27 protein-coding genes are annotated in these 24,561 nt (G+C 56.1%); 10 read left to right on the forward strand and 17 right to left on the reverse strand.

The window, feature by feature from the left end; all coding sequences use genetic code 11:
- The 10 genes from ACUHMQ_RS13320 to darT form a co-directional block, all read right to left on the reverse strand.
- Positions 1 to 1,062: DUF4158 domain-containing protein (locus tag ACUHMQ_RS13320; protein WP_445295949.1), on the reverse strand; the 1,062-nt coding region annotated here is incomplete at its 3' end.
- A 2-nt stretch (positions 1,063 to 1,064) separates the two neighbouring features.
- On the reverse strand, positions 1,065 to 1,625 hold the full coding sequence (locus ACUHMQ_RS13325; protein ID WP_445295950.1) for a recombinase family protein: 561 nt from the start codon (positions 1,623 to 1,625) through the stop codon (positions 1,065 to 1,067).
- Positions 1,626 to 1,921: 296 nt separating this feature from the next.
- Entirely contained in the window at positions 1,922 to 2,266 is a 345-nt protein-coding gene (locus ACUHMQ_RS13330) for a copper-binding protein (RefSeq protein ID WP_421562478.1), read from the reverse strand.
- 71 nt (positions 2,267 to 2,337) lie between these two features.
- Positions 2,338 to 5,508, reverse strand: coding sequence for an efflux RND transporter permease subunit (locus ACUHMQ_RS13335; RefSeq protein ID WP_445295951.1), 3,171 nt, complete (start codon positions 5,506 to 5,508; stop codon positions 2,338 to 2,340).
- Entirely contained in the window at positions 5,505 to 7,154 is a 1,650-nt protein-coding gene (locus ACUHMQ_RS13340; protein WP_445295952.1) for an efflux RND transporter periplasmic adaptor subunit, read from the reverse strand. The genes ACUHMQ_RS13335 and ACUHMQ_RS13340 overlap by 4 nt, the downstream gene beginning before the upstream one ends.
- Positions 7,151 to 8,317 carry a TolC family protein gene (locus ACUHMQ_RS13345; RefSeq protein WP_510182277.1) on the reverse strand — a complete coding sequence of 389 codons (1,167 nt, stop codon included), beginning with the start codon at positions 8,315 to 8,317 and terminating at the stop codon, positions 7,151 to 7,153. The genes ACUHMQ_RS13340 and ACUHMQ_RS13345 overlap by 4 nt, the downstream gene beginning before the upstream one ends.
- 335 nt (positions 8,318 to 8,652) lie before the next feature.
- Complete coding sequence (locus ACUHMQ_RS13350) at positions 8,653 to 9,006, reverse strand: hypothetical protein (protein ID WP_445295954.1); 354 nt, start codon at positions 9,004 to 9,006, stop codon at positions 8,653 to 8,655.
- 225 nt (positions 9,007 to 9,231) lie between these two features.
- Entirely contained in the window at positions 9,232 to 9,543 is a 312-nt protein-coding gene (locus ACUHMQ_RS13355; RefSeq protein ID WP_445295955.1) for a hypothetical protein, read from the reverse strand.
- A 117-nt stretch (positions 9,544 to 9,660) separates the two neighbouring features.
- Positions 9,661 to 10,710, reverse strand: a complete 1,050-nt coding sequence (gene darG, locus ACUHMQ_RS13360; protein WP_445295956.1) for a type II toxin-antitoxin system antitoxin DNA ADP-ribosyl glycohydrolase DarG — start codon at positions 10,708 to 10,710, stop codon at positions 9,661 to 9,663.
- Between the two features lie 13 nt (positions 10,711 to 10,723).
- Positions 10,724 to 11,377 (reverse strand): type II toxin-antitoxin system toxin DNA ADP-ribosyl transferase DarT, encoded by a 654-nt coding sequence (darT, locus tag ACUHMQ_RS13365; RefSeq protein ID WP_445295957.1) that lies wholly within the window; start codon positions 11,375 to 11,377, stop codon positions 10,724 to 10,726.
- Positions 11,378 to 12,205: 828 nt separating this feature from the next.
- On the opposite strand from darT, the gene ACUHMQ_RS13370 reads away from it, so the two are divergent.
- Positions 12,206 to 14,071: a DUF4209 domain-containing protein gene (locus tag ACUHMQ_RS13370; RefSeq protein WP_445295958.1), complete on the forward strand. Its 1,866-nt coding sequence runs from the start codon at positions 12,206 to 12,208 to the stop codon at positions 14,069 to 14,071.
- Positions 14,072 to 14,254: 183 nt separating this feature from the next.
- Here ACUHMQ_RS13370 and ACUHMQ_RS13375 read toward each other — a convergent pair whose 3' ends face one another.
- Positions 14,255 to 14,839 carry a recombinase family protein gene (locus ACUHMQ_RS13375; protein ID WP_445295959.1) on the reverse strand — a complete coding sequence of 195 codons (585 nt, stop codon included), beginning with the start codon at positions 14,837 to 14,839 and terminating at the stop codon, positions 14,255 to 14,257.
- A 285-nt stretch (positions 14,840 to 15,124) separates the two neighbouring features.
- On the opposite strand from ACUHMQ_RS13375, the gene parA reads away from it, so the two are divergent.
- From parA to ACUHMQ_RS13420, 9 genes are all read left to right on the forward strand, one after another.
- Positions 15,125 to 15,754: a ParA family partition ATPase gene (parA, locus tag ACUHMQ_RS13380; RefSeq protein ID WP_445295960.1), complete on the forward strand. Its 630-nt coding sequence runs from the start codon at positions 15,125 to 15,127 to the stop codon at positions 15,752 to 15,754.
- Positions 15,751 to 15,981 carry a type II TA system antitoxin, ParD family gene (locus tag ACUHMQ_RS13385; protein ID WP_445295961.1) on the forward strand — a complete coding sequence of 77 codons (231 nt, stop codon included), beginning with the start codon at positions 15,751 to 15,753 and terminating at the stop codon, positions 15,979 to 15,981. The genes parA and ACUHMQ_RS13385 overlap by 4 nt, the downstream gene beginning before the upstream one ends.
- 103 nt (positions 15,982 to 16,084) lie before the next feature.
- The gene (locus ACUHMQ_RS13390; RefSeq protein WP_445295962.1) at positions 16,085 to 17,122 is read left to right on the forward strand and encodes a replication initiator protein A; all 1,038 of its coding nucleotides are present in this window, start codon (positions 16,085 to 16,087) and stop codon (positions 17,120 to 17,122) included.
- A gap of 587 nt (positions 17,123 to 17,709) precedes the next feature.
- Positions 17,710 to 17,946, forward strand: a complete 237-nt coding sequence (locus ACUHMQ_RS13395) for a hypothetical protein (protein ID WP_445295963.1) — start codon at positions 17,710 to 17,712, stop codon at positions 17,944 to 17,946.
- Positions 17,936 to 18,355 (forward strand): PAAR domain-containing protein, encoded by a 420-nt coding sequence (locus tag ACUHMQ_RS13400; protein ID WP_445295964.1) that lies wholly within the window; start codon positions 17,936 to 17,938, stop codon positions 18,353 to 18,355. Before ACUHMQ_RS13395 ends, ACUHMQ_RS13400 begins: the two co-directional genes overlap by 11 nt.
- Positions 18,356 to 18,357: 2 nt before the next feature.
- The gene (locus ACUHMQ_RS13405; RefSeq protein WP_445295965.1) at positions 18,358 to 18,849 is read left to right on the forward strand and encodes a DUF4123 domain-containing protein; all 492 of its coding nucleotides are present in this window, start codon (positions 18,358 to 18,360) and stop codon (positions 18,847 to 18,849) included.
- A 1-nt stretch (position 18,850) separates the two neighbouring features.
- The gene (locus ACUHMQ_RS13410) at positions 18,851 to 19,210 is read left to right on the forward strand and encodes a hypothetical protein (protein WP_445295966.1); all 360 of its coding nucleotides are present in this window, start codon (positions 18,851 to 18,853) and stop codon (positions 19,208 to 19,210) included.
- Positions 19,198 to 19,800 carry a restriction endonuclease fold toxin 5 domain-containing protein gene (locus tag ACUHMQ_RS13415; RefSeq protein ID WP_445295967.1) on the forward strand — a complete coding sequence of 201 codons (603 nt, stop codon included), beginning with the start codon at positions 19,198 to 19,200 and terminating at the stop codon, positions 19,798 to 19,800. Before ACUHMQ_RS13410 ends, ACUHMQ_RS13415 begins: the two co-directional genes overlap by 13 nt.
- A gap of 1 nt (position 19,801) precedes the next feature.
- Positions 19,802 to 20,497 (forward strand): immunity 52 family protein, encoded by a 696-nt coding sequence (locus tag ACUHMQ_RS13420; RefSeq protein ID WP_445295968.1) that lies wholly within the window; start codon positions 19,802 to 19,804, stop codon positions 20,495 to 20,497.
- A gap of 20 nt (positions 20,498 to 20,517) precedes the next feature.
- Here the strand turns inward: ACUHMQ_RS13420 and ACUHMQ_RS13425 are convergent, their stop codons facing one another.
- The 6 genes from ACUHMQ_RS13425 to ACUHMQ_RS13450 all read right to left on the reverse strand — a co-directional run bounded on the left by ACUHMQ_RS13425 (position 20,518) and on the right by ACUHMQ_RS13450 (position 24,561).
- Positions 20,518 to 21,315, reverse strand: coding sequence for a DNA adenine methylase (locus ACUHMQ_RS13425; RefSeq protein WP_445295969.1), 798 nt, complete (start codon positions 21,313 to 21,315; stop codon positions 20,518 to 20,520).
- Between the two features lie 161 nt (positions 21,316 to 21,476).
- Complete coding sequence (locus ACUHMQ_RS13430; protein ID WP_445295970.1) at positions 21,477 to 21,983, reverse strand: hypothetical protein; 507 nt, start codon at positions 21,981 to 21,983, stop codon at positions 21,477 to 21,479.
- A complete protein-coding gene (locus ACUHMQ_RS13435) occupies positions 21,980 to 22,504 on the reverse strand; it encodes a glycoside hydrolase family 24 protein (protein WP_445295971.1) in 525 nt (174 codons plus the stop codon). Before ACUHMQ_RS13435 ends, ACUHMQ_RS13430 begins: the two co-directional genes overlap by 4 nt.
- A gap of 309 nt (positions 22,505 to 22,813) precedes the next feature.
- Positions 22,814 to 23,017, reverse strand: a complete 204-nt coding sequence (locus ACUHMQ_RS13440; protein ID WP_445295972.1) for a hypothetical protein — start codon at positions 23,015 to 23,017, stop codon at positions 22,814 to 22,816.
- Complete coding sequence (locus ACUHMQ_RS13445) at positions 23,004 to 23,426, reverse strand: hypothetical protein (protein WP_445295973.1); 423 nt, start codon at positions 23,424 to 23,426, stop codon at positions 23,004 to 23,006. Before ACUHMQ_RS13445 ends, ACUHMQ_RS13440 begins: the two co-directional genes overlap by 14 nt.
- A 52-nt stretch (positions 23,427 to 23,478) precedes the next feature.
- Entirely contained in the window at positions 23,479 to 24,561 is a 1,083-nt protein-coding gene (locus ACUHMQ_RS13450) for a hypothetical protein (RefSeq protein ID WP_445295974.1), read from the reverse strand.

The raw sequence follows: 24,561 nt of genomic DNA on the forward strand, positions 1-24,561 counted from the left end.
GACGGTCTCGATGGCGGCGAACGGATCGCGGCCGGCTTGCTTGGCCTCGATCAGCGCCTGGCCGATACGGCCGAACAGCCGCACCTTGGCATTGATCGCCTTGCCGGATGCCTGGAACTGCTGCTGATGTTTGTTCTTGGCGGCGTTGAACAGCTTGCCCAGGATGCGGTCGTGCAGGTCGATGATTTCGTCGGTGACGGTAGCCATGCCTTCGATGGCGAGCGCCACCAGGGTGGCATAGCGCCGCTGCGGCTCGAACTTGGCCAGGTCGGCTGGCGTCATCTGGCCGCCCTCGCGGGCGATCTTGAGCAAGCGGTTCTGGTGCACCGACCGCTCGACGCCGGAAGGCAGATCGAGCGCCTGCCACGCCTTGAGGCGTTCGATGTGTTCCAGCATATGCCGCGAGTTCGGCTTGACCGGCGACTGGCGCAGCCAGGCCAGCCAGGTCGTCTTGCCGTTGTCCCGGCGCTTGAGCAGATCGTCGAGGCGGCGGCGATGCGCGTCCGATAGCGGTTTGGCCAAGGCGTCGTAGATGCGCCGGTTGGCGCGAGTGATCGCTTCGGCGCTCGCCCGCTCGACGGCGTTGAGGGCGGGCAGAATGACCGACTGCCGCCGCAGATGCTCAATCAAAGCGTTGGCCAACACAACGCCCTTGTCGGTTTGCATGGCCAGCTCGGTCAGCGTGTGGACTACCTGTCGGTAATGGCTCATGGTGAACGGCTGGAAGCCGAACACCGTTTGCAGTTCGACCAGGTGCTCACGCCGGGTCTGCTCCCGCTGTCCGTACTCGCCCCAGCTTTCGATGCTGACCTTGAGCTGGTCGGCGACCAGTTTCAGCAAGGGCGGGAACGGCGGTTCATCGACGCCAAGGATGACGCCCGGAAAGCGTAGGTAGCAAAGCTGCACGGCAAAGCCCAGCCGATTGGCTGGCCCGCGCCGCTGTCGGATGATAGAGAGGTCGGTATCGCTGAATGTGTAATGTCGGATCAGGTCGTCCTTGGAGTCCGGCAATGCCAGCAGGCTATCCCGCTCGGCGGCGGACAGGATTGAACGACGCGGCATATTTACTGATCCGTTTTCAAGTATTGATACAGGGTTTCGCGACTGATTCCGAATTCACGAGCCAGCTTGGTCTTTTGCTCGCCAGCCTCGACACGTTGGCGCAGTTCGGCAATACGCTCAGACGACAGGGATTTCTTCCTGCCACGGTAGGCCCCGCGCTGCTTGGCGAGCGCGATGCCCTCGCGCTGCCGCTCGCGGATCAAGGCGCGTTCGAACTCGGCGAACGCGCCCATTACCGACAGCATCAGGTTTGCCATCGGCGAGTCCTCGCCGGTGAAGGTCAAATGCTCCTTCAGGAACTCGATGCGCACGCCGCGCTGGGTGAGGCCCTGCACCAGGCGGCGCAGGTCGTCGAGGTTGCGCGCCAGACGATCCATGCTGTGCACCACGACCGTGTCGCCTTCGCGCACGAAGGCGAGCAGCCGTTCCAGTTCGGGCCGCCGTGTGTCCTTGCCCGACGCCTTGTCGGTGAACACTTTATCCACCTGGACCTGTTCGAGCTGCCGTTCTGGGTTCTGGTCGAAGCTGCTGACGCGGACGTAACCAATGCGCTGACCGTGCAAGGCATCCTCCTGAGGGAAATGTGTCAGGAAGAAATCTATGACCTTTGAAGGTATGTGTCAAACAATTCGCGAGGTAGCTCTATTCTGACGTTTCCGCGCCGGATGATCTGACGCCAGGATAGGGTATAGCTCAAGCTGACACTCATTCCCCAGCACGCACATGGATGATCACGTAATCTGTTCGTTCGGCTCGGTGTCATGCCGTGCCCACCGATCCAACGGTAGCGCGAGTGCTATCAGTGAGGCAAACAAGCAGCCGAGCAAACAGCCCGTCTGCTTCGCTCATCGAAGGATGCCTACTTCACGTTGGAGATGACATAGCCCTTGTCGGCCTGGGCAAACTCGAAATCGACGGTCTTACCGACAGTGAGTTTGTCCAGCATCATTTTGTCTTTGACCTTAAAACCCATGGTCATGGCGGGCCAGTTCAGGCTCTTGACTGGTTCGTGGGCCAGTGTGACAACGCTGGCAGCAGCATCGACCTTGGTGACCTTGCCCTTGGCCATATGTACGGTTTGTCCTGCCGCTGGCTTGCCCATCGGCACGTCCTTCATTCCGTCCATCATCTTTTGCTGCGCCAGCGCCGCAGTCGCCGAAAGCACAAGAATGGCCGCGATTGAGTTGATCAGTGATTTCTTCATATTCAGATTTCTCCAGTAATTGAGAGGGTGGGAAACCGGTCTCTGGCAAATCCAGAGACCGGGGGGTTTCATCAAGGGCGGTCGCCGTTTGAATGAATAGGGCGCGCTTGCGCGTGTGGTTGTCGACGAGGCCGCCGCATCAGGTAATAGGCTGCCGGAATCACGAACATCGACAGCAGCGGCGCGGTGATCATGCCGCCCACCATGGGTGCCGCGATACGTTGCATCACCTCGCTGCCGGTGCCCCCGCCCCACATGATGGGCAGCAGGCCGGCCAGAATCACCGCGACGGTCATCGCCTTGGGTCGCACGCGCAGCACAGCCCCTTCGCGGATCGCGTCCAGCAGATCGGCTTCGCTGGTCTGGTTCTGGTCAACGCGTGCCATCCACGCCTGCTTGAGGTACAGCAGCATGATCACGCCGAACTCGGCCGCCACCCCGGCAAGCGCGATGAAGCCCACGACGCCCGCCACCGACAGGTTGTAGCCCAGTCCATACAACAACCAGATGCCGCCGACCAGGGCAAACGGCAGCGTCGCCATCAACAACAGGGCTTCACCGAAGTGCTTGAAGGTCAGATAGAGCAGCACAAAGATGATGAGCAGCGTGAACGGCACAACCAGCTTGAGCTTGGCAGCGGCGCGTTCGAGAAACTCGAACTGCCCGGACCACGACACCGAATAGCCAGGCGGCAATTTCACCTGCTCAGTCACCGCTTGCTGCATCTCGCGAACCGCCGTGCCCAGGTCGCGACCGCGCAGATCGACGTAAACGAAGCCCGCCAGGCGGGCGTTCTCGCTGCGCAGCATCGGCGGGCCGTCGTCGATGCGAATGTCGGCCACGTCGGAGAGGACAAGCTGCTGCCCGCGCGGCGTGACGATGGGCAAGGCACGCAGCCGGTCCAGCGAATCCCGCACCTCGCGCGGATAGCGCACGTTGATCGGGTAGCGCTGCAAGCCCTCGATGGTCTCGCCGATGTTCATCCCGCCCACGGCACCGGACACCACCGACTGCACGTCGGCGATGTTCAGGCCGTAGCGGGCCGCCCGCTCCCGCTGGATGTCAACGTTGACATAGCGCCCGCCCGTCAGGCGCTCGGCAAACGCACTGGTCACACCGGGCACTTGCTTGACGGCTTGCTCGATCTCACCCGTGAGCCGGTTGATGACGGCCAGGTCGCTGCCCAGCACCTTGACCCCGACCGGGCTCTTGATGCCGGTGGCCAGCATGTCCAGGCGGTTGCGGATGGGCGGAATCCAGATGTTGGTCAGGCCCGGCACGCGCACGGTCTTGTCCAGTTCCTCGACTATTCTTTCGGGGGTCATGCCCGGTCGCCATTCGCTCTTGGGCTTGAACTGGATGGTGGTCTCAAACATGACCAGCGGCGCGGGATCGGTCGCGGTCACGGCTCGGCCTGCCTTGCCGTACACGCTGGCCACCTCGGGTACGGCCTTGATCAGCCGGTCGGTCTGTTGCAGCAATTCGGCGGCTTTGCCCGCCGACAGGCCCGGAAACGCGGTCGGCATGTAGAGCAGATCGCCTTCGTCGAGCGGCGGCATGAACTCGCTGCCCAGATGCTGCAGGGGCCACAAGCTGACCACAAAAAACAGCGCGGCGCCCGCGATGGTGGCTTTCGGAAAACGCAGCACGATGTCGAGCATGGGCCGGTAGAGGGCGATCAGCCAGCGGTTGAGGGGGTTCTTCTGCTCGTCCGGAATGCGCCCTCGGATGAGATAGCCCATCAGCACCGGGATCAGCGTCACTGCCAGACCGGCGCTGGCCGCCATGGCATAGGTCTTGGTGAAGGCCAGCGGCGAGAACAGCCGCCCTTCCTGCGCTTCCAGCGTGAACACTGGCACGAAGGACAGGGTGATGATGAGCAGCGAGAAGAACAGCGCCGGACCGACCTCGGCGGCGGCATCGCCGATCACCCGCCAGCGGGCGTCGCCGTGCAGGCGTTGCCCGGGATGTTCGTGGTTCCATTCCTCCAGGTGTTTGTGCGCGTTCTCGATCATCACCACCGCAGCGTCCACCATGGCGCCGATAGCAATGGCGATGCCGCCCAGGGACATGATGTTGGCGTTGACACCCTGCCAGTGCATGACAATGAAGGCTGCCAGAATGCCAAGTGGCAGGGAGACGATGGCGACCAAGGCAGAGCGCAGGTGAAACAGGAACAGCGCGCACACCACGGCCACCACGATGAACTCCTCGATCAGCTTGTGGCTGAGGTTCTCGATGGCCCGCCCGATGAGGCTTGAGCGGTCGTAGGTCGGCACGATCTCGACGCCTTGCGGCAAGCTCCGCTTCAGAACAGCCAGTTTTTCCTTGACAGCCTCGATGGTGGAGAGCGCGTTCTCGCCCGAGCGCATGACGATCACGCCGCCGACCGCTTCACCTTCGCCGTCCAGCTCGCCGATGCCGCGCCGCATTTCCGGGCCGATCTGCACTTGGGCCACGTCGCCCAACAGCACGGAGACACCCGCATCGGTGGTCATCAGCGGGATGGCACGGAAGTCATCCAGGGTTTTCAGATAACCGGACGCGCGCACCATGAACTCGGCTTCACCCATCTCCAGCACCGAGCCGCCTGCTTCCTGGTTGGCGCGGCGAATCGCCTCGATCACCTTGCCATGGGGAATGCGATAGGCGGCCAGTTTGTCCGGGTCGAGCTGCACCTGGTATTGGCGCACCATGCCGCCGATGGTGGCCACCTCGGCGACGCCGGGCACGGTCTTCAGTTCGAACTTCAGGAACCAGTCCTGCAGGCTGCGCAACTGGGCCAGGTCCTGCTTGCCTGACTTGTCGATCAGCGCGTACTGGTAAATCCAGCCAACGCCGGTCGCGTCCGGCCCCAGCGCCGAAGTGGCGCCGGGGGGTAGGCGCGACTGCACCTGGTTGAGGTATTCCAGCACCCGCGAACGCGCCCAGTAGAGGTCAGTCCCATCCTTGAACAACACATAGACGTAGCTGTCTCCAAAGAACGAGTAGCCGCGCACGACCCGCGCCCCCGGCACCGACAGCATGGTGGTGGTCAGCGGATAGGTGACCTGATTTTCGACCAGTTGCGGCGCCTGCCCCGGCCAGGTGGTACGGATGATGACCTGGGTATCCGACAGGTCGGGCAAGGCGTCCAGCGGCGTACTAACGAGAGAAACCACGCCCCAGGCCGCCAGCAGTACGGTGGCGATTAGCACCGAAAAACGGTTGCTGATCGACCAATGGATCAGGCGGGCGATCATTGCTTGCCTCCTGTCTGCTTACCGTCCTGCGCTTGCCACTGGACGATCTGCGGCGCGTCGCCCTCGCGCATGTGGAATTCGATGTCGATCTCGCTGCCCGCGGCAAGCTTCTTCGAGACTTCCGGCGCCAGCTTGAAATCCATGGTCATTCCCGGCCACTTCAGGGCGGGGATTTCAGGATGCGTCAGCGTCACCGTGTCACCGGTCACGGCTTCCACGCGGGCGGTCGTGCGGTAGGTCTGCGGCGTGGCGTTGGCGCCCATCGGCCCAGCCTCGGAATTCGTACCGTTTGGCGAAGACAAACGCGCCTCCACGCCTTTCAGGCTGGCTTCGGAGTCGATCAGGAACTGTCCGGACAACACGATCCTCTGGCCCTGGCTGAGGCCGGACAGGATTTCGGCCTGGCCATTCTGTTCGCGGCCCACTTGCACCTCGACCGGACGGAACGCCCCTTCTTCGACGACCATCACCAGTGTGCGCTTGCCGGTGCGCACCAATGCCTCGGATGGCACCAACAGCGTGGCGCGCGCTTGGCCTTGCGCCGATGGCTTGAGTTGCATTTGCACGAACATTCCGGGCACCAGCTTGCCCTTGGGGTTGACCAAGGCCATGCGCGCTTTGCGCGTGCGTGTCGTCGGATTGACCTCGGGCAACAAGGCTTGCACTTGGCCACGGAACACCTCTCCCGGCAAAGCCGGGGTAAGCGCTGTCACCTGCGCGCCCACCGCCAGCTGCGACGCCTGGCTCTCCGGCACTTCAGCCTGCACCCACACAGTAGACAGGTCGTTGATGCGCATAAGCGGCATGCCCATCATCGCCGTGCCACCTTCACGTGCCATCAGTTCGGTGACTGCGCCGCTGGCCGGCGCGACCAGAGTCATGCGGGCCTGTATCTGGCCTGTGCGTTCGACCAAGGCAATCTGCGCCTCGCTCATGCCAGCCTGACGCATGCGCTGGCGAGCTCCTTCAGCGAGTGTCTCCAACCCACGCCCCTGCAAGCGCCTGGCGGTCAAATAGTCTTCCTGCACCGCCACCCAATCTGGCACATAGAGTTCCAGCAGCGGCTGCCCTTTGCCGACGTGATCCAGCGCCGCACGCACGTGCAGTTTTTCAATAAAGCCTGTGGCTCGCGCTTGCACCAGGTATTGACCGCGTTCATTCCAGGCTACGGTGCCCACCGCTGCAACCTCGGGTGCCAGTTGACCAGAGACGACTTCACCCGTGCGCACCCCGAGGTTCTGCTGAATGCGCGAGCTGACGGAAACCGTGCCGCTGTCGGCACCCTGCGCCCCGGCATAGGCGGGAACCAGCATCATGTCCATAAAGGGCGATTTACCGGGCGACTCGAATTTTTTGCCCGGCACCATGGGGTCGTGGTAGTAGAGGATTTTTCGACCGGTGAGCGGATCGACGTCGCCGCCCTTGAGGCCGCTCTCGACATGGCGCCGTGTGGCCGCTTCGCCCTCCGGTATCCCCCAGGCAGAGGGGTCTACTGCGGTAGCTGCAGGCGAGCCTGTCGCTTCGGTGGGCGCTGCCGTCGGGGCATGCGCCATCCCGTTGCTGAGACCCAGTTGGTAGAGGCTCCAGCCGCCCGCGCCGAGCACGCCGGCCGCCAGCAGGGCGATGACTATGGTTTTCTTGTTCATGGTTCCTGCTCCTGAGCGGGTTGATTCGACGGACTGGGCAAGGTCTTGGGCCAGGGATCAGGCAAAGGGGCTTGCCCGGCCTGTTCTTGAGGGATCAGATACTCCAGTTCGGCCCACCAGGCGGCCGTCTGCTTTTCGATGCGCAGCCGCTCCAGGCGGGTGTCGGTCACCATGCGCTGGGCTTCGATAACGGCAGCCAGAGGCGCCTTGTCGCCGCGGAAGGCAGCCTCCATGGCCTGGACTCGCTCCGTCGCCAGCGGAATCAGGGTCTTGTCGTAATCTGCGAGGCGCGTGAGGTTGCTGCGCCAGTTGGCGAGCAGGCGTTGCACCTCGAAGAGGTGCTCGCGCCGCATCTCTTCGCGCTCCAGCCTGATCTGTTCAGCCTTCTGCAACCTGGCTGACAGCTCGCGGTCCTGTTTGCGGGCCTGATCCCATTGCAGAGGAATGGAAACGCCCAGCGACACCATGTCGCCGAATCGGCTGCCCCGCTTGCTGTACATCAGCGACCAGCTCCAGTCGGCGCTCTTGTCCTGTCGTGCCACCTCGGCATCGGCCAGCGCCATCCGCTCGCGCGCATTCATCACGGCGATGTCGGGGTGCTGATCGATCTCGTGGCCCAACTGGTGTTCGGCGAGGCGAGTCTGGTCGATTCTCGGGGGGACGCCGAGTGCTTGTTCGGCGCTATCGCCGATCCAGCGTTGCAACTGCGCCCGGGCAGCGGCGAGCCCCGCACGTACCTCGTGCAATCGGTCATCGATTCGGGCCACGGCAGCATGCGCAGCCAATACATCCGCCTGGCTGCTGCGCCCGCCACGGTAGGCGGATTCAACCGCTTCGCTCACCCGGCCGGCTTCCTCACGTTGGCGCTGCAACAGACCCTGCATTTGTTCCTGGTAGTAGCGGTCGAACCAGGCGCCGGCTGTTTGAGCGAGCAGCCTGGCCTTCTGCATGGATCGCATGGCGGTCGCAGCTTCTGCTTCGCGCTCATAACGCGCGGCGCGTGCCTGGCGTTTTTCGGAGCCGGTGAAGGTCTGCATCAGACTGACCGAACGCATCGTCATGAAGTCGTCGGTCAGGCTGTAGCGCATCGGCCCCTCGATGGGCAGGTTGTCCACCGACAGGCGCAGCACAGGGTCCGGCAGACGACCGGCGGAAACGGCCATTTCCCGTGCCGCGCGGGTCGCTGCATCTTGGGCTTGCAGTGTCGCGGATCGTGCCTGCGCAGCATCCAGGGCCGCGTCCAAAGTCAGGGGGGATGAGGACGGTTGTGCCGCCGCTAGGCTGGCGATGCCGAGTGACAGCACGGCAGCAGCAATAAGTCTGATTCTGCGAGGCCAGTACCGGCGAGCGCTACGAACGGGAGGCGTACTGCCTCCCTGAGAGGGAAGTGAATGCATTGGCTAACTCCATGCGTGATGAACCCGCGCGATTGATCGAGCACGGGACAAGGAACTGTCAGCCACAGGGTGGCCGACAGCCGTATCGCGGTTACACGGAATTAGCTAAGGGATGGCGGTCGCCAGACGCCGGAGGGATCAAACGAGGCGATAAATCCGCTCAGTGCAGGCTCAGGAGCAGATGCCTGTGCAGATGGCGTGTGTACGTGAAACGACGGCAGAACGCATGCGCTTGCTGAGCTGCATGGGATATCCGTCTTGCAGAGCTTGCCGGTCTTGGCCGCAGTCTCGGCATCATTGCAGCAATCCCCGGCAACCTGAGCAGATTCATCGACGGAAGCCGTTTGGCCACCAGCGTGATCCATGGGGCAAGGCATTTGGAAGGCATGCGCGCTCACGCTGCCTTGGAAGGCAACGATGAGGCAAAGAAACAAGGCCAAGAAGACGCGCATCATTCCATTCTATCAAACATGGTTTTTCGGCGACATGCTTAACGTGCTTTATTTTCCGAATTCTGAGACGACCCCCCCTAGGAAAAATCCACAAAATTTGTGGACAAGCTGCCAAACAAAAGCCCCGCGACCTAGGCGGGGCTTTCTGCGGCTAACTTGCTTGTTTTTTGGGCATGCATCGTACGGCCCGGCCAATCTAAGCCAGTGATAATCCCACGAACGGGCGGTTCATACGTCCAACATGCGAAAACAAAGCCGATCTGGCCTGACGATACGTTCGACCAATTTTCGGCGCTCCAATTCTTTCAGTGCCACACGCAACTCACCATCCGTGACCCGGTCCTCATTTTCCCCGCTTCCTATCAACTCGCTCAGCATCTTCCGGGTAATACGCTTACTTTCGCCTACAATACCGGTTTCCTTATCGGCCATAGACAGCAATAGCATATAGGCTGCACCCACCAAAGATCCCGTGCCACGAAGCGCCTCAAAATTGGCGAACTTAATTTCGGTGTAACCCCCAGCCACTGGCATACTCATGCGTTTCCTTAATTAGTATCGATTTGTCGGGGCGTAGAACCCCGCAAGCTTGCAAGCTCTATCGCAGTTTCCCATTTGGCTTCCAGGCGCGTTACGGCTAAGCAGTCAGCGGCGCTATCAATGCATCCAGCCCCTCTGCGCCAACTGATTCCAGGCCGCGCAGATATGATCAAGTTTGAAGATATTCTGTTTTCGCGGGTTCCAAGCGTGCACCACGTTGGTGGCTGTATCTACATCGGTGGCAGGGGCTTCACCGCAACGACCACCGTAATGTGCAACCCAATGCACTGTGGCCAACAGTTCCATGCCGTAGGGAGTTTCGAACCCCTCGATCAGGTCGGCAACATGTTCGAGACGGGCCAAGGAATCCCGCTTATCAGCGAGGAACTCTGAAGCCTCATCAACAGCCCCCGGCAACAGCTCGATCTCTGCCTCAGGTTTCTGGCTATCCCCGTAGCCGCGAATGAAATGTCCTTCCATTACCTCCATTACCTTGTTGAGGTTGGGCGCGTAGGGGCCGTAATGCCCAGCTTCATATTTCAGTCGCAAAGGCTCGCCGGCTTCCTGTAGGAAATAGGCGAGTTTCTGCACTTCCAACAGGGTACGGCTGTAGTCCAAGGCCGAATAGGCGTCCATCAACTTGATGAACAAGGCTCGCGCCGGTGTCATGTGCGGGCGCTCCGTTCGCACTGGCATCGCCTTGGCTTCCGGTGCCCCCACAGGCTCGTACAGCAACACTTGCACATCCGGCAGACTCGCGAATGCCCGCTCAATCATCGGCCGCACCATTCTCCATTCCAACCCCCCCAAACCGCAACCCAGCGGCGGCACTGCGATGGAGCGGATACCCAGCCGTTGCACATCGGCCACCAATGCATTCAGCCCGGATTCGATATCCTCGATGCGCGACTTACCCTTCCAATGTCGCTTGGTCGGAAAGTTGATAATGTAGCGTGGATTCACCAAGCCACCGTTATCGTGAATCATCATCTTGCCCGGCACCATGTCACCAGCGTGGCAAGCCGCCTCGTAATGTCTGAAGTTGGCTGGGAAGGCTTGTTTGAATTGCAGTGCGATGCCCTTGCCCATATAGCCGACACAGTTGACCGTATTCACGAGCGCTTCGACTGATGCTTCCAGCAGGTTCCCCCGGGTGAGTTCGATCATCAAACGCTCTCCTCTAGTAATACCAGCCCGGCTTGACGGCGACTTGGGGCCGCGTCCGCAGAGGGAACTGGCTCAGTATGTTTTCGACTCGTTGCTGCATTGCAGCGTTCAATACCACAATGCCACGAATTAGCGACCAGTCCAGCGACTGCCAGGCAAGGAATTCAGCCTGCTTGCGTCGCTGCCGGTCGTTGTCATCCGGTTTATCCGACCAATAACGCTCCCCAACGATATTCCAATCCACTTGATCTAGTTGGGCCAGATCGTCGTACCAATGGGTGAATCCCGCCAACCCGTGCCCGTCAGAGAATACGAACCGGCATCCCGCCTGCTCGACAACCTGAGCTGTGGTTAGCAAATAGACCAGCGGCTCCTGGCCTTCTGTGTAGCCTGCTACTCGCCCGGTCTTGAGATTTAGCAACATCACTGACAACGGGCCGAAGTAAAACGGTAGGTAATCATGGATAGTCCCGCCCGGTCCGCAGGGAATTGGCCTAACGTTACGACTAGCTTGCACACTTACGTTGTGGATTGAGCGGTAAGTCAGACCATCGTTTGGCGTTGAATGCGGAGCGTGCAACACTCCCCTAGTCAGCAACGTGGCCAGGTTGTCTACATGCACTAGGCGATAGAGTCCGGTCGGATTCGGGATCGCTGCGGGTGGCATCACGCCACCCCCAATTCAGCCGGAACACAAACGAGACCGCGACCTGCAAGAAGACTATTAGCACGACTGCTTCGGAGTTCGATCTGCATAGCCAACTCGGATTCCGTTGGTTGAATCAGGGCTTTAGGCACATTGAATTTCTCGGCTCCCAACCCAACAGAAACCCAATACTCATTCATCGGCGGTTTCCGCACCAATTGCCTGAAAGGCAGTTGGTCAACGTAGGAACAAGTCGTAAAGGCGCCACTTTACCAACTCTCAGGCAGAGAAACTATCTGCCACTAGAGTTTTCGCTAACAGTCCGACAGCGAACGGTTGATTTTCTTGATGCCAAAGGCAGTTCAGGTCAAGAAGGGGTCTGCTCACGAAACGGAAATAATCGCACGGTAAGGTTCTGCGCATCCAGAAGTTGCACAGGCTTGTAACCCTGTTGCCGCTCTCAAAACTCATGCTTTCAGTCCAGATGCTTCGATAACGACTTTCGAGAACCACACAGCCCTTATCGCGGCTAGACAGGCTGTTTTCTCACGACTCAATCTCAAAAAACTTCGTTTTCGAGAAGCCCCGACGTACTAGCGTGCGATTATTTCCGTTTCGTGAACTGACCCCGGCCTAGACGGATGACTGCAAACAGCCAGGAGCGGTCCTTGGAAGAAGAAATTACGAACTGTCGCTTTTTTCACCTAAGCAGACATTCACCTATCCTAACCTTATCGGAATTACTGACGAAACTTGAAGTGCAGTGATCGCCAAACTGGTCGCTAGGTTCAAGGTCAAGCGTCAAGAAAAAGACGCACTAAGTGCAGGAACTGCTCTTCGGGAGGGGGGATGAGTAAAGAACGCTACCCAGAGAATTTGGCTGTTTCACGGAAGGACTTTCTTGAATCCGGGTGGGAGCATGCGCTACAGCAAGTGCCTCACGAAGGTTACCCATCGATGTGGCAGGCTTTTTCGGCAGCCGCACTTAGCGCGATCGAACAGGGGCGTAATGAGCACGGAAAGGTGCTCTGGTTGCTCGCTGATGCATGCTCGATGATGCTTTCGCCGTCGAGTCAAAACCAGCCTTTCAAACCCTATGCCGTATTCTCAGATCACCGTTCGGCAATCCCGGACGACCTATCTCAAACCGATATCACGTTCTTCTCAGAGATCGTCGATGCAGTAAATGACAGTTGGCTGAAGGCGCGGCTTGCCGATCTAGTTTGGTTAAAGGGTAAACCTCGTAATACTACATTCGCGCTGATAGCCATCGACGCCTATAAAAGCCTTCCGCTTGACAAGGACACTTGGAGACATGGTGGTCGCGATTGCTGGCCGAGAGCTATCAATTTGGCGAAGAACCTCAGGACTGAGGCTACTGACCGGTTGGAGCAAATGGAGGCGTTGATCGTCGCTGCATTCAGCTCGGTGACACGAGGCGACGGTTTCCTCGGACTCTGCTTAGCTAAGCTTTTGAGATCGAACAAACTGGGGTGTAAGCACCTAACCAATGTGGCAGAGAAGTTAGAAGCTTTTGCCCGTGAATTTGACGATGAAGGTGACCTGCGCGTGGCCAGAGAATATTTCTCAGCCGCTGTCGATTGGTATAAAGCCACCGCAGATGAAACCAAGGCAGTTGAAATGAATGTAGCGGTCGCCGAAGGCTGGGCAAAAGAAGCAGATGCTCGATCTGTGTCAGATAGCCCAAGCCACATCGTGGCAGCGTCCTTCTACGAAAAAGCCATCCAGACTTATCGCTTGATCCCCAACGCTTACCGTGCTTTGCACCAAGTGAATGAACGGATAAATGAACTGCGTAGTCATTTGAATGATTCTGGGGAGAAATCGCTTGGGGAGATGGTAACCGTCCGCACCGATAGTGTCGATGTAACGAAGGAAATAGAGAACGCAAGAAAGTTGGTCACTGGCAAATCAGTAGAAGAGGCACTTTTAGCATTTGTAAACCTATATCCTGGGGTAAATGCTGAAGATTTGCGCAGGAGCACGTTAATGAGAATGGATCAGCATCCATTGAGTACTCTATTTCCCACAACCAAAATGAGCCGTGATGGTCGTGTCATTGCTAAGCGTCCAGCAATGAGCTTAGACGGTGCAGCTGAAGAAAATGACGAGATTGCGATTTGCGCCGAGATGGTTCATGACTACGCCTTCTCGATCAACATCGTGGTTCAATGTCAAATCTATCCTGCACTGGAAGTGCTTCTTCTTGAGCACCGGCTATGTGAAGCAGACTTCGTTAATCTAGCCCGCCAGTCGCCCATCCTTCCGAAGGATCGTGCTGGTCTTTTCGGTAAGGCACTATTTGCCGGGTACGAGCTCGACTTCGTGACCGCACTACATCTTCTGATTCCCCAGATTGAGCACTTGGTTCGCGTATACCTCAAGCAGGCAGGTGCCAAGACCACGACTCTCGACAGAGATGGCATCGAGAATGAAAACGGGATGAGTACCCTGATGGGATTACCGGAAGCCGAGAAGGTATTCGGAAGGAACATCGCTTTTGAACTCAAGTCATTGTTTTGCGATGCGTTTGGACCCAATTTGCGTAATGAGCTGGCCCATGGATTACTCGACGAAGATGGATGCAAATCAACGTTTGCAATTTATGCGTGGTGGATGACGTTGCGATTCACCTTCAATACGTGGTGGAACGTTACACGCAAAAGCAATGCTTCGGAGGATTCCATTGTATGAGCGCCATTTTATGCATGCAGATGGAATTGCGAAGGACAGCTTATTACTACAAAGCTGCCGTCTGCTGCCAACGTGTGAGTTGGCCGCTTTGGGTTGTCAGCGGGCCAAAAGCGCTCCCACGCAACGCAGGGGTAGAACAAGCAGACGTTTCACCATCCGCCACCTGCGTTCAAACAACGAGATTTAAGGTGCATCTGCTTTTTCTCGGACCCGCATAATGGATTGACGTGTCGTCTGATAGTCCCTTGCCAACTGGGAAACAGACTCACCAGCCGAAAGTCGTTGTCTAATCTCTGCTTGATATTCCTTGCTTAGAGACGGCGGACGCCCCATACGCTTTCCTTCCGCCCGAGCACGGGCCAGCCCCGACTGTGTACGCTCAATCAATAAATCACGTTCAAACTCGGCCATGACGATTAATACCCCCATGGTCATCTTCCCTGCAGCACTAGTCAGATCCATTCCACCGAGTGCCAGGCAGTGAACGCGAATACCATCAGCGGCTAACCGTTCAATGGTTGAGCGTACATCCATGGCATTCCGACCCAGCCGATCCAGCTTGGTGACGACCAGTATATCCCCTGGCTCTAAGCGATCCAGTAGCTTAGCAAATTGGGGACGCTCGCTTGCAGCCACACTACCGCTGATGCATTCAGCCACTACGCGCCGTTCATTGATGGCGAAACCAGCGGATTCAATTTCTCGGAGCTGGTTATTGGTGGTCTGGTCGGCAGTACTGACACGGGCATAAATAAAGGTACGGGACATGGTTTCAAGCTTTTTAAGTGTACGAAATAGATGTACACATTAAAACACGTGTCCGAATTAATTAAAACCTATATTACGTACATGGTTGTAGATCTATGTACAGAATCGTCCGGTTTCGGACACATCGTTTCGTTGGCTTTCAAACTCTGATGCTCAGCCAGACTTGCCACAATCGAGATGGCGGCTGGTGACACGACCGATTGTTATGCCCATACACAAATAAGATTTGGCGTTTATACGTATTTCTGTAAAACTACATTACATTAAATGTACAAAAGGACAAATATGATTTTTAGTGTTCTTAATCAAAAAGGTGGGGTGGGGAAAACTACGATTAGCGTTGGCCTTGCTGCTTCGCTAGCTCACGCAGGTTCACGTGTGTTACTTGTGGATACCGACCCGCAAGGTAGTGCGCTTGACTGGGCGGCTGCTCGCCAGGACGAACCTCTGTTTACAGTTGTAGGGTTCCCTCGCCCTTCAATTCATAAAGAGATTAGCCAAATTGGAAAAGGGTATGACCATATCGTCATTGATGGACCACCACGGGTTACTGACTTAGCACGATCAGCCATCATGGCGTCTGATGTAGTCCTTATCCCAGTACAGCCAAGCCCTTATGACATTTGGGCGGCTGAAGAGGTGGTAAAGCTTGTAGACGAAGCGCGAATTTATAAGGAAAATCTCAAATCTGCATTTGTGGTTAATCGTAAAATTACAAATACTGCAATTGGACGAGATGTCCGCGAAGCACTATCTGCATATCCTGTACATGTACTAGCAGCCTCTATTACTCAGCGCGTTGTTTTCGCTGAAGCCGCTGCGCAAGGCAATGCAGTTTTTGAAATAGAACCAACAGGACCAGCCACAGCCGAGATAGAAGCTATGGTGGCCGAATTGCTGGAATACGCTAAATGACAAAGAAAGTTGCATTCGGAACAAAGCCAACCAATAAACCCGTTCCGGCGGCTGCTGATGCCTGGGTTGAAAGCCGTACATCTGGGGAGGCTGAAGTAATGAAGCGCCTCACTATAGATATTCCAGAGGAATTGCATCGTAAGATCAAAGCGCAATGTGCTTTGCGTGGATCAAAGATTGCTGACGAAGTCCGCGAACTTCTGTTACAGAAATACGGAAACTCGTAAAATCACAAATTACCAAATGCACAATAGTTTTTTTGTGCATTTGATGTTTTGCGTTTTTACTTCGGTGTCACACCTAACAATTGCGGAGCGAGTTGACGAGAAAATGTCGAGCAAAAAACATGATCTCAATGAAAAGCTGGCTGAGCTACGTGAGCGGGCGCTGTTACGCCAAGTAGAGAAAGAGGGGATTGAAGCAACTAATGCACTAAATCAGCCAGAGCAAAGTTGCTTACCATGGATACAAGATAGCCATAGCAGTACGCGAAATAACGGAAAGAGTGCGAAGTGGCTCCCGGTACGATATCCAACAGGTGATTTTTTCATTTGCGATATCTTCGACTATGCGATGAAAGACGATGGGGCAAGCATGGAAGCTCCTATCTTTACCCTAGCAACTAAGCCAGATACAACAATATGGCAGTGGCAAAGTAAGGATGGAAACCGCAGCATTACAGTTGTCCCTAGCGTAAAAGGTAGAGCCACACAGCACGATAAAGATGTACTTATTTATATCGTGTCTCAAATGACTGAAGCATTGAATTGTGGCAGGCAAGACGCGAAAAACAGGACAGTAAGGTTTACTGTCTACAACTATCTGGTTGCAACAAATAAGCCGACTGGGGGAAGTCAATACCTTCGATTGGAGGATGCCCTAGAACGGTTACGCGGTACATCAATTAAGACTGACATTAAAACAGGCGGTCAACGAGTAAAGGAAGGCTTTGGGCTAATTGAGCGTTGGAAGATCGTTGAAAAATCACCAGATAATGAACGCATGATTGCGGTTGAAGTTACTTTGTCAGAATGGCTATTTAATGCAGTTCAAGCAAATGAAGTGTTAACAATAAATCGTGATTATTTTCGTTTGCGCAGACCGCTTGAAAGACGACTCTACGAGTTAGCAAGAAAACATTGTGGTCATCAATTAAATTGGAAAATTAGTCTTGAGCTACTTCATGATAAGTCGGGAAGCCGCGCAACGCTGTTCGAATTTCGCAGAATGGTTCGCGAGATCATGGTTAACGATACATTGCCAGACTACCGAATGACCATTGATGATGAATTCGTACAGTTCTATACCAAAGACCCTAAGAAATTAGTCATAGGGATGTTTAAAAGACTGGATTCCGACATGGATTGACTGAATTTTTGCGTTCGTAACTTCGTCATATCACCCATGAAATTCCCTGTGCCAATCGTCAGGCTTAACGATGGTATGCATTGTTCCTGCCAGTGAGCAGGAGTAGGAGTAGGAGAAGGAACTCCATTCCAGGCATGAGAGGCATACCGCAAGAGTATCGTCATATCACCCATAATACTGTGTAGCTATCGTCATATCACCCATGTTTGCAAGCATGCATCGTCACATCACCCACATGTAAGCATCAATATCGTCATATCACCCATGTTTGGCTGTGGATAGCCTCGTCATATCACCCATGAAATGCCGAAAGTATCGTCATATCACCCATGTTTGGCTGTGAATAGCCTCGTCATATCACCCATAAACGCTTCGTCATATCACCCATGAAAAGGGTAGAAACACTCTTTAAATTCAATATGTTGAAAAAGCGTAACACGCGCGCGTTCTTTAACACTTAACTTCTTTAACGTACGTAATTACGGGAAAAGCGAAGTAAACAGTTAAATCCACTGCTCTGTATTTCTTAAGGATGCGTCTTAATCTGATCAAGACACTTTTTGCATGCCTAGACTGCATGAAAACGCATGATTTTTTTCACCCTGCCAACCCCTTTCCGCCCCAGTACTGACGCGGATTACAACCCATCATGCACCTGCATGAAAACCCCTCCATTAAGTGCGCGGGCGTGGCGGGGATACGAGCGCGCGCCAAAGGTGCAAATGGACTGGATTTACCTGAAAAAGCATCAGTACATTAGTACCAATCGCTATACCTTGATGTCTCGTGCAGGTTCCATCAAGATGCTGCGCCATGAAAAGTAAGCCATACATACGACTCGGTGACGCTACTACGCATGGGGGCTCTGTCATTGAAGGCGATTTGACTTTCACTGCGGACGGTAAGCCCATTGCCCGTATAGGGGACATGACCTTTTGCCCAAAATGCAAAGGCAACTTCCCAATCATTTCTGGCAACAATCGCGAAATTAATATGGGACGCGCAGTAGCAAGACATGGCGACAAAACCGCTTGCGGTGCTGAGCTGATCGCTAGCCAATTGAACTGGCAATCTCCCGACTATGGCTTTGAAGGTGATGGCGATGCCGGACAAGCTGCCCTTGAAGAGGCTGCCGCTTCGAAGTCGGTAGCAATACCTTCCGATGGCGGTATTTGCCTGGATTGCCTGATTAAGGCGGCTGCCTCGGGTAGTGCCACTATCACAAGGGGTTAGGTATGCACGAACTAAGAAGCCGTCTAGAGTCGTTGCGCACTAAGCAGCCCAATCTGAACCTTTATGCCCTCGTCGATGGTCTCCAATATGAACAGCACACGGGTAATCGTCTTAATCGCTCGCCCGGCTTCAGCCTAGCCTTATTCGATGGCACGCCCGACGCGGCACTGGCACACGCGGGGCCTTGGCTGCTCAATGAGGAACAGGCCGCCCCCAAACAAGTGGAAACCATCTACGAACTGGAAGCGGCAAAGCCTGCTGTGGTCTGGTTGATCGCATCGTCCCCCATGCTGTTATTGGGTATGGCCCTAACCAAGCGCTTAGAAGTGACGATGCCGGATGGTAGTCACGGCTTAATGCGTTTCTACGATCCGCGCACATTACAGGCATTGGTAAACACATTGGATCACGAACAGAGACAGGAATTTTTTGGCTGCGCCGAAGAATGGCATATTCTCATCGATGGCCGTAGAGCCAGATTAGGCGGTGCGTGACATGCTGACGCTCTCCCCAACTCAATGGCAGGAACTAGCAAAGCATGAGGCTGCTAACTTCTGTGACGCCGTCACTAATCAGTTACTCACTGACCGACCAGAAATGGCGAGCGTCCCAGGCAGGCAAGTGATTTCCAACCGTATGCGCTCTGCTTACACCTATGCCTGGGAGCTGGGATATAGCTCAACGCCTCATGTCACTAAGTTGATGTACCTGGCAGCGGATGCGCCGGAGTTTTTCCGGGAACCGAACATTGATAAGCAGCTACGCAAACCCGGCTATCCACCTGAGCAACGACTGGACGACTACCTTGCCGCCGTCAATTACACGATAAAAGGGATGAAAGCATGGCAGCCATAGTTGTTCCCGTTTTGGAAGGCGCTGCGCTGATTCTGGCGCGAGCGTTGGCCGCTGCTGTTGGTACAGCGGCGGGCGTAGAGATCGCCAAGAAACGAACCGAAGCAGCGGAGGAATCAAAGTCAACGCCGATTGCCCGTTCAGAAGCTGGCACAGATAAGAAGAAAAATAAGAAGTGCGAAATGTGCCCGCCTGATTGCGGGAATATATCTACCAGAAGCACGGCAGGTTGGTCAGAGACTTCTATTGACTACCAAGCACGCATTGGCGGTATGGCTGTAGTGCCAGGATTTATTGCAGAGTGGCAGTTTAACGGCGTTAGCTTTGATGGGTTCGATTCGTCCCAATGCCTCTTGAAAGAGGCTAAGGCGAAATACGACCAGTTTTTTGAAGATCGAACTGGCAGGCCCTATAGATGGTGGCAAAAGGGGGAGCTGGCTTTGATGGTTGAGGCCGCAAGGCAAAACACCGCAGCTTCGCCATCCCCGCCAACAAAATTGAACTGGTACTGGATGGAGCCCGCAAGCTATAGATTCTTTGCCAAAAGAATAGGGCAGATTGCCCCAAAAATTAAACATATCTACGAGCCATAAAATGGATTACGTCGCGTCTTATCGTCCTGCTGCATCAATGACTCTTCATGACGAATTGCAAAATCTGTTCTTAATCCGCCAGTACCTTGCAAGCGTGTCTCCCATATTTAAGACGTGGTTTCTAGGGGGTGATACGAAGGATGAAGCTTATTTGTATGAGGTCTTTGATGAAGCAGGGCCAACAACAGCCGCAACGGCTGTGTTGGTGAATGAAACGAAAAAAGACACCAAGATTCGAGCGTTCGGGATGTGGAACGGAATAGAGGGCGAGGAAGACGCATCATTGCAAGTTTTGTTCTCGCAGCTTGGCGGTCCAAGCATGTTTACCTTCAGTACTGATGCCAAAGTTCTAGGGAAATACGAATTTGCAGAGACAATATCCAAGGAGCTGATACGGCTTTGGCAACCTTCTGTGCTTACTGTCGGGCCCTTGGATTATGACGACGAAAAAGTATTTCAGGATCGCCCCGGCATTGGCTGGATGCTCTATTTGCCACGTAAGCTGACGGCTGACCAAGTGCCGGAAGCCCGCGCCCTAGTGCCCATCATGGACGGTAAGAAACAAACCGGTACGATCATCGTCAGCCAGACAGAGGAGGCATTCGACGCCGCCAACCCCGAACATGTCGCCGTGGCGAACGCTATCGAGGTGCGGCTAGTCGATCAAGATCTGTTGCCGCTCTATACGGAACTATGATCTCCTACAGGCAATCGTCGTTAAAACAATCCCCCTGACGTATTGGCATCCCAGTTGGTGATCACCAACTCCCCTGCTGTCTTACGTTCTCCCTCCGCTTTCCCAATCGAATATTTGATGTCCAATTCCAAGAAGTGGAAGCCGGCAAACGCTTCTCTAATGGCAGGGTGATCATTGATGCTCACCATTATGTTGCCCTTGATACGGCCCATCCAGTCTGCCATTGCGGTGTATTGATCGAAGGCAAACGGCACGCCATAGCCTGCGGTTTCCCAGTAAGGTGGATCGCAGTAAAAGAAGGTATGCGGCCGGTCGTATTTCTCAATGATGGCTTGCCAGTCCAGGTGCTCAATCGTGACGCCACCTAAACGAAAATGGGCAGCGGAGAGCGACTCTTCGATTCGCATCAAGTTAACGACTGAGCCGGTCGTCGCGGTACCAAATGACTGGCTGCCCACTCGCGCACCAAAAGCATGCTGCTGCAGGTAATAAAAGCGGGCCGCCCGCTGAATGTCGGTCAAGGTTTCGGGTTGCGTTAGCTTCTGCCATTCAAACACCTGGCGCGAACTTAACGCGTATTTGAACTGGCGCATGAATTCCTCGGGGTGGTGTTGCAGTACCCGGTAGAGACAGACCAGTTCGCCGTTGATGTCGTTCAAGACTTCACACTTGGCGGGATGAGCCCGCATGAAGAACAATGCGCCGCCACCGGTAAATGGCTCTACATAGCATTCGTGTTCGGGGAATAACGGGAGGATGTGCTCGGCCAGGCGGCGCTTGCCGCCAAGCCAAGGAATAATCGGTGTTGCTTGCTGCATGGTACTGCGGGCCTTTCTTCCGTTCGGAAATTCCGTTAGGCTGCGCCCGCCTTGTCGACAGGGTAGGCGGCCTTGGGTGGCATGCAGCGTTCTCTGCGTGTTGCTGGCCGGTTTGGGTACTCCGACATACTCAAACCGGTCGCCGTCTTTTCAGTTGCTTGCTACCCTCGCGGGGTAGCGTCTTGTTGTCTGATCCACGCCTGCAGATCCGTCAGTTGTCGGGCGTTGTCCTGGCAGGCGGCGTAGTTGCCGGTGACGGTAACCAGGGCGTCATCGCTTGTAAGGTCGCTGGCGGTCGCATCAGCGCTGCCGGTGGCAGCGGGAAGCGCGGACAAAGCAGCGGCGTCGTGCTGCTGCACCCAGCCGCGATCAAGGCGGCAGGCAGTATGGTCAGGGTTCGCCACATAGCGGATCACCTCCTTTTCAATGGTTTTGTAGAGAATGCGGTCTTGCGCCCTGCCCTGTTCGTGGGACGCTGCAACCTGTTGGCTGATGTCGATTTGCTGGCGTTCAATGCGCACCACGCCCACCAGTTGGTCCAATTTGGTAGCAAGGTGGCTAGCCTGTTCATCCAGCCGCCCGCGCAGATAAGCGAAGGCCGCCAGGGCCAACACCAAACCTGCCAGCGCCACCAGCCGATACGGCCAGGGAATCAGGTGGGTAATCATGCTGGCTGGGCAGTGCTCGCAAGCCCGCCCCCCGCCTTCGTATACGCCACCAACAAGCGGTCCAGGCTGTTTTCATGCTGCCCATAACCGGCTCCCGGCAGGCTGGCCCAAATGTTCCGCACACGCTGGATAGCGGCTTCGATCTGGCCGGACTGAATCAAGTGCAATGCGCCCCGCTCGCGAATCTGCTGAATCGCAATGCGGTCCTGATTGATTGGGCTGAAATCGCTTAGCCCTAGTTGTTTTTGGTAAACAACGTAGTAACGGGCCAGTAGCTGATAGCGGCCGGCTGCGGTTGAACTGATACCGAGCTTGGGAAACTTCACCAGCTTGCGCGGGTGGTCGTGATAGCTAACAAACAACACGGGCTGGCGTGGTGTGCTGCCGACGATCACGTTGTAGCCATTGTCGGACGCGGCCAGCAGGGCGGGGCCGAGTTCCGATAATGCGATCATGTCTAAAAAGGCGATGACGTTCTTTCCGCCGGCTTCTGCTGGCGAAATACGGGCGTTGCTTTGCATGGTTTGCTTTCAGATTAAGACGGAAAACTTGCGAAATTGCGCAATTTCGATTGAATTCAATCCTGGATGAATACAGGGATTGCTGGGGAAAGCAGGCAGCGGCCAGTAACTAGTCCCGCTTTTGCCCCTCATTTTTTCAGGGAAAACAGGAAGTTCTATATAAGCAGGCACTACTACCTAACCTGCTAATTGCCCAATAAATCAGCAAAAGCACAGGCAGAGCGTGCTTTCAGCGTGCCTATCAGTACAAACACACGGTTTACGGTCATTTCCACCTCATTTTTTTAGGGAAAACAGGAAGTGGCCGGCTCAGGCACTCACCAGCCACAGGACCAGGACGCTTAACGACACATGCTGCGCCACCATCGCCAGCCGCCAGATTTTCGGGGTATGCGCGGTGCTGAGATTCACCAGACAATCCACCTGCCACCACAGCAGCAGGGCGACCGCCAGCGTTAGCGCACGCAGGATCAGCGGGATGGCCTGAAACAAGACACCTTCAACGCTCATCATCCCTACCCCGCATTCCTGGCATGCTGCCAAACAAACCGATGACCAGGCGTTCCACATTGGGCATGATCACCCGGTGGCCAAGGTAGCCAATACTCAGCGCCAAGGTGGGCGCCAGCATTGGATGGGCAACGCCGTCCGGTACCGCTGGCATGCCCGTAATCACCGAAGCCGCCAACGGCGCGGCCAGCACCGCCAATACCGAACTCCCCACGATGCCCACCAGGCGGATTACAAACTGCGTAGGCGGTGCCGCAGTTTGCGACCAGACCGCACCGACCAATGCTGCCACCAATACCAAGGGGTCGATGCCGGTCGATACCCCCAGCACGGTCAGCCCACCCACGGCAGCCAGATTGCTGCCTACCGCCCCACCAGCTAGCGACTCTGCCATCCCTGTCTCTCTCTTCATTGTTGTATTGCTTGCGCCAAGCCCGGCGAGTGACACGCATGGGTTGCGCTCCTTATAAGGCGATATCGAGATTGGTTGCCGCTGATCGGTGATCGAACCACCCCCACCGTGGCTTGGCTCTATCCAAGGGGAAGCGTCCCGCCACTGCCCCCGGCAGAATCACTTCCACCTCACCGGTCTCCGATAGGCAGAACGGGTGCATGTGCAGATAGTCGCCCGATGTGCTGGGCTCCCGATGTGCGCCACACAGACCCCACTCAGAGGTAATACCGGACAGATACATGCCGTTCTCGGCTGTATTGAGCGCGCCACTCACCAGACGGGCATAGCTGGCCATCGTAATCACTTGCCGGACCGGCAGAATTTGAAACGGCAACAAGGCCGCATCGGTGCCGGGTTGCTTTTCCCAGGTCATCCGCAATACGCGGATATTCGGCGTGAAGTGCACGGCCAGGTTAAGGCCCATGGCGTTCATAATTGTCTGCGCTTCCTCATCCCTGGCGGCCCACTCCACACCGCTTTGAATGTCGCGCTTCACGGTCACCTTGACCTTGGTTCGAAAGGTGCTCCAATCCACCAGGCTATCGTTCAGTACATTGCCAAACTGATTACGAGTAACGCGGTGAAACGGCCAGTCAAGGCTGGCTTTCGCCTGCCAGGCTGTCAGCTCTGCAATCTTGGCGGAAACCTGGGCGCTGTCGACGTTCCAGGGTGAACCGGGCATGATGGTCCAACCCGACAACGTGCCCGTCCCACCGGACCAGCTCACCACCAGTTCCAGCGTTGTACCGCTGTAGCGGGTGACCTGCCCCACCATCCAGGCGTTATTCCCGGCAATCAATTGCAACCATTGCCCTGGAAACCAGCCTTTGCCGGCCTGGGTCGTCAGGGTCTTGTTCCCGAGCCCCACCGCGATAGGACTGGTGCTTGTTCCAGCGTAGGTTGCGGCATTGATTGAGGCAGCCGCCGCCGTCGCGGCGTTAACCGCTGTCCGGCCGATGGCAATTACATTGCTCATGGCTGGCACAAAGCGGCTGCGATGGCCACCATTGGCCAGACCCGTTACCGGGTGGCCGTCATCGGATACCGTCGTTCCATCCCCACCCAAGCCCGGATCAAAATACACACTGCTCAT

Source organism: Chitinimonas violaceus (assembly GCF_052601015.1).

Excerpts from the sequence above, each read along its gene's own strand:
- ACUHMQ_RS13355 (WP_445295955.1), bottom strand. The coding sequence starts at position 9,543 with ATGAGTATGCCAGTGGCTGGGGGTTACACCGAAATTAAGTTCGCCAAT.
- ACUHMQ_RS13400 (WP_445295964.1), top strand. The coding sequence starts at position 17,936 with ATGAAAAGTAAGCCATACATACGACTCGGTGACGCTACTACGCATGGG.
- ACUHMQ_RS13435 (WP_445295971.1), bottom strand. The coding sequence starts at position 22,504 with ATGCAAAGCAACGCCCGTATTTCGCCAGCAGAAGCCGGCGGAAAGAAC.
- ACUHMQ_RS13340 (WP_445295952.1), bottom strand. The coding sequence starts at position 7,154 with ATGAACAAGAAAACCATAGTCATCGCCCTGCTGGCGGCCGGCGTGCTC.
- ACUHMQ_RS13350 (WP_445295954.1), bottom strand. The coding sequence starts at position 9,006 with ATGATGCGCGTCTTCTTGGCCTTGTTTCTTTGCCTCATCGTTGCCTTC.
- ACUHMQ_RS13410 (WP_445295966.1), top strand. The coding sequence starts at position 18,851 with ATGCTGACGCTCTCCCCAACTCAATGGCAGGAACTAGCAAAGCATGAG.
- ACUHMQ_RS13420 (WP_445295968.1), top strand. The coding sequence starts at position 19,802 with ATGGATTACGTCGCGTCTTATCGTCCTGCTGCATCAATGACTCTTCAT.
- ACUHMQ_RS13345 (WP_510182277.1), bottom strand. The coding sequence starts at position 8,317 with ATGGCCGTTTCCGCCGGTCGTCTGCCGGACCCTGTGCTGCGCCTGTCG.
- ACUHMQ_RS13335 (WP_445295951.1), bottom strand. The coding sequence starts at position 5,508 with ATGATCGCCCGCCTGATCCATTGGTCGATCAGCAACCGTTTTTCGGTG.
- ACUHMQ_RS13370 (WP_445295958.1), top strand. The coding sequence starts at position 12,206 with ATGAGTAAAGAACGCTACCCAGAGAATTTGGCTGTTTCACGGAAGGAC.
- ACUHMQ_RS13415 (WP_445295967.1), top strand. The coding sequence starts at position 19,198 with ATGGCAGCCATAGTTGTTCCCGTTTTGGAAGGCGCTGCGCTGATTCTG.
- ACUHMQ_RS13390 (WP_445295962.1), top strand. The coding sequence starts at position 16,085 with ATGTCGAGCAAAAAACATGATCTCAATGAAAAGCTGGCTGAGCTACGT.
- ACUHMQ_RS13385 (WP_445295961.1), top strand. The coding sequence starts at position 15,751 with ATGACAAAGAAAGTTGCATTCGGAACAAAGCCAACCAATAAACCCGTT.
- ACUHMQ_RS13425 (WP_445295969.1), bottom strand. The coding sequence starts at position 21,315 with ATGCAGCAAGCAACACCGATTATTCCTTGGCTTGGCGGCAAGCGCCGC.
- ACUHMQ_RS13445 (WP_445295973.1), bottom strand. The coding sequence starts at position 23,426 with ATGAAGAGAGAGACAGGGATGGCAGAGTCGCTAGCTGGTGGGGCGGTA.
- ACUHMQ_RS13430 (WP_445295970.1), bottom strand. The coding sequence starts at position 21,983 with ATGATTACCCACCTGATTCCCTGGCCGTATCGGCTGGTGGCGCTGGCA.
- parA (WP_445295960.1), top strand. The coding sequence starts at position 15,125 with ATGATTTTTAGTGTTCTTAATCAAAAAGGTGGGGTGGGGAAAACTACG.
- ACUHMQ_RS13450 (WP_445295974.1), bottom strand. The coding sequence starts at position 24,561 with ATGAGCAGTGTGTATTTTGATCCGGGCTTGGGTGGGGATGGAACGACG.
- ACUHMQ_RS13330 (WP_421562478.1), bottom strand. The coding sequence starts at position 2,266 with ATGAAGAAATCACTGATCAACTCAATCGCGGCCATTCTTGTGCTTTCG.
- darT (WP_445295957.1), bottom strand. The coding sequence starts at position 11,377 with ATGCCACCCGCAGCGATCCCGAATCCGACCGGACTCTATCGCCTAGTG.
- darG (WP_445295956.1), bottom strand. The coding sequence starts at position 10,710 with ATGATCGAACTCACCCGGGGGAACCTGCTGGAAGCATCAGTCGAAGCG.
- ACUHMQ_RS13395 (WP_445295963.1), top strand. The coding sequence starts at position 17,710 with ATGATTTTTTTCACCCTGCCAACCCCTTTCCGCCCCAGTACTGACGCG.
- ACUHMQ_RS13375 (WP_445295959.1), bottom strand. The coding sequence starts at position 14,839 with ATGTCCCGTACCTTTATTTATGCCCGTGTCAGTACTGCCGACCAGACC.
- ACUHMQ_RS13405 (WP_445295965.1), top strand. The coding sequence starts at position 18,358 with ATGCACGAACTAAGAAGCCGTCTAGAGTCGTTGCGCACTAAGCAGCCC.
- ACUHMQ_RS13440 (WP_445295972.1), bottom strand. The coding sequence starts at position 23,017 with ATGATGAGCGTTGAAGGTGTCTTGTTTCAGGCCATCCCGCTGATCCTG.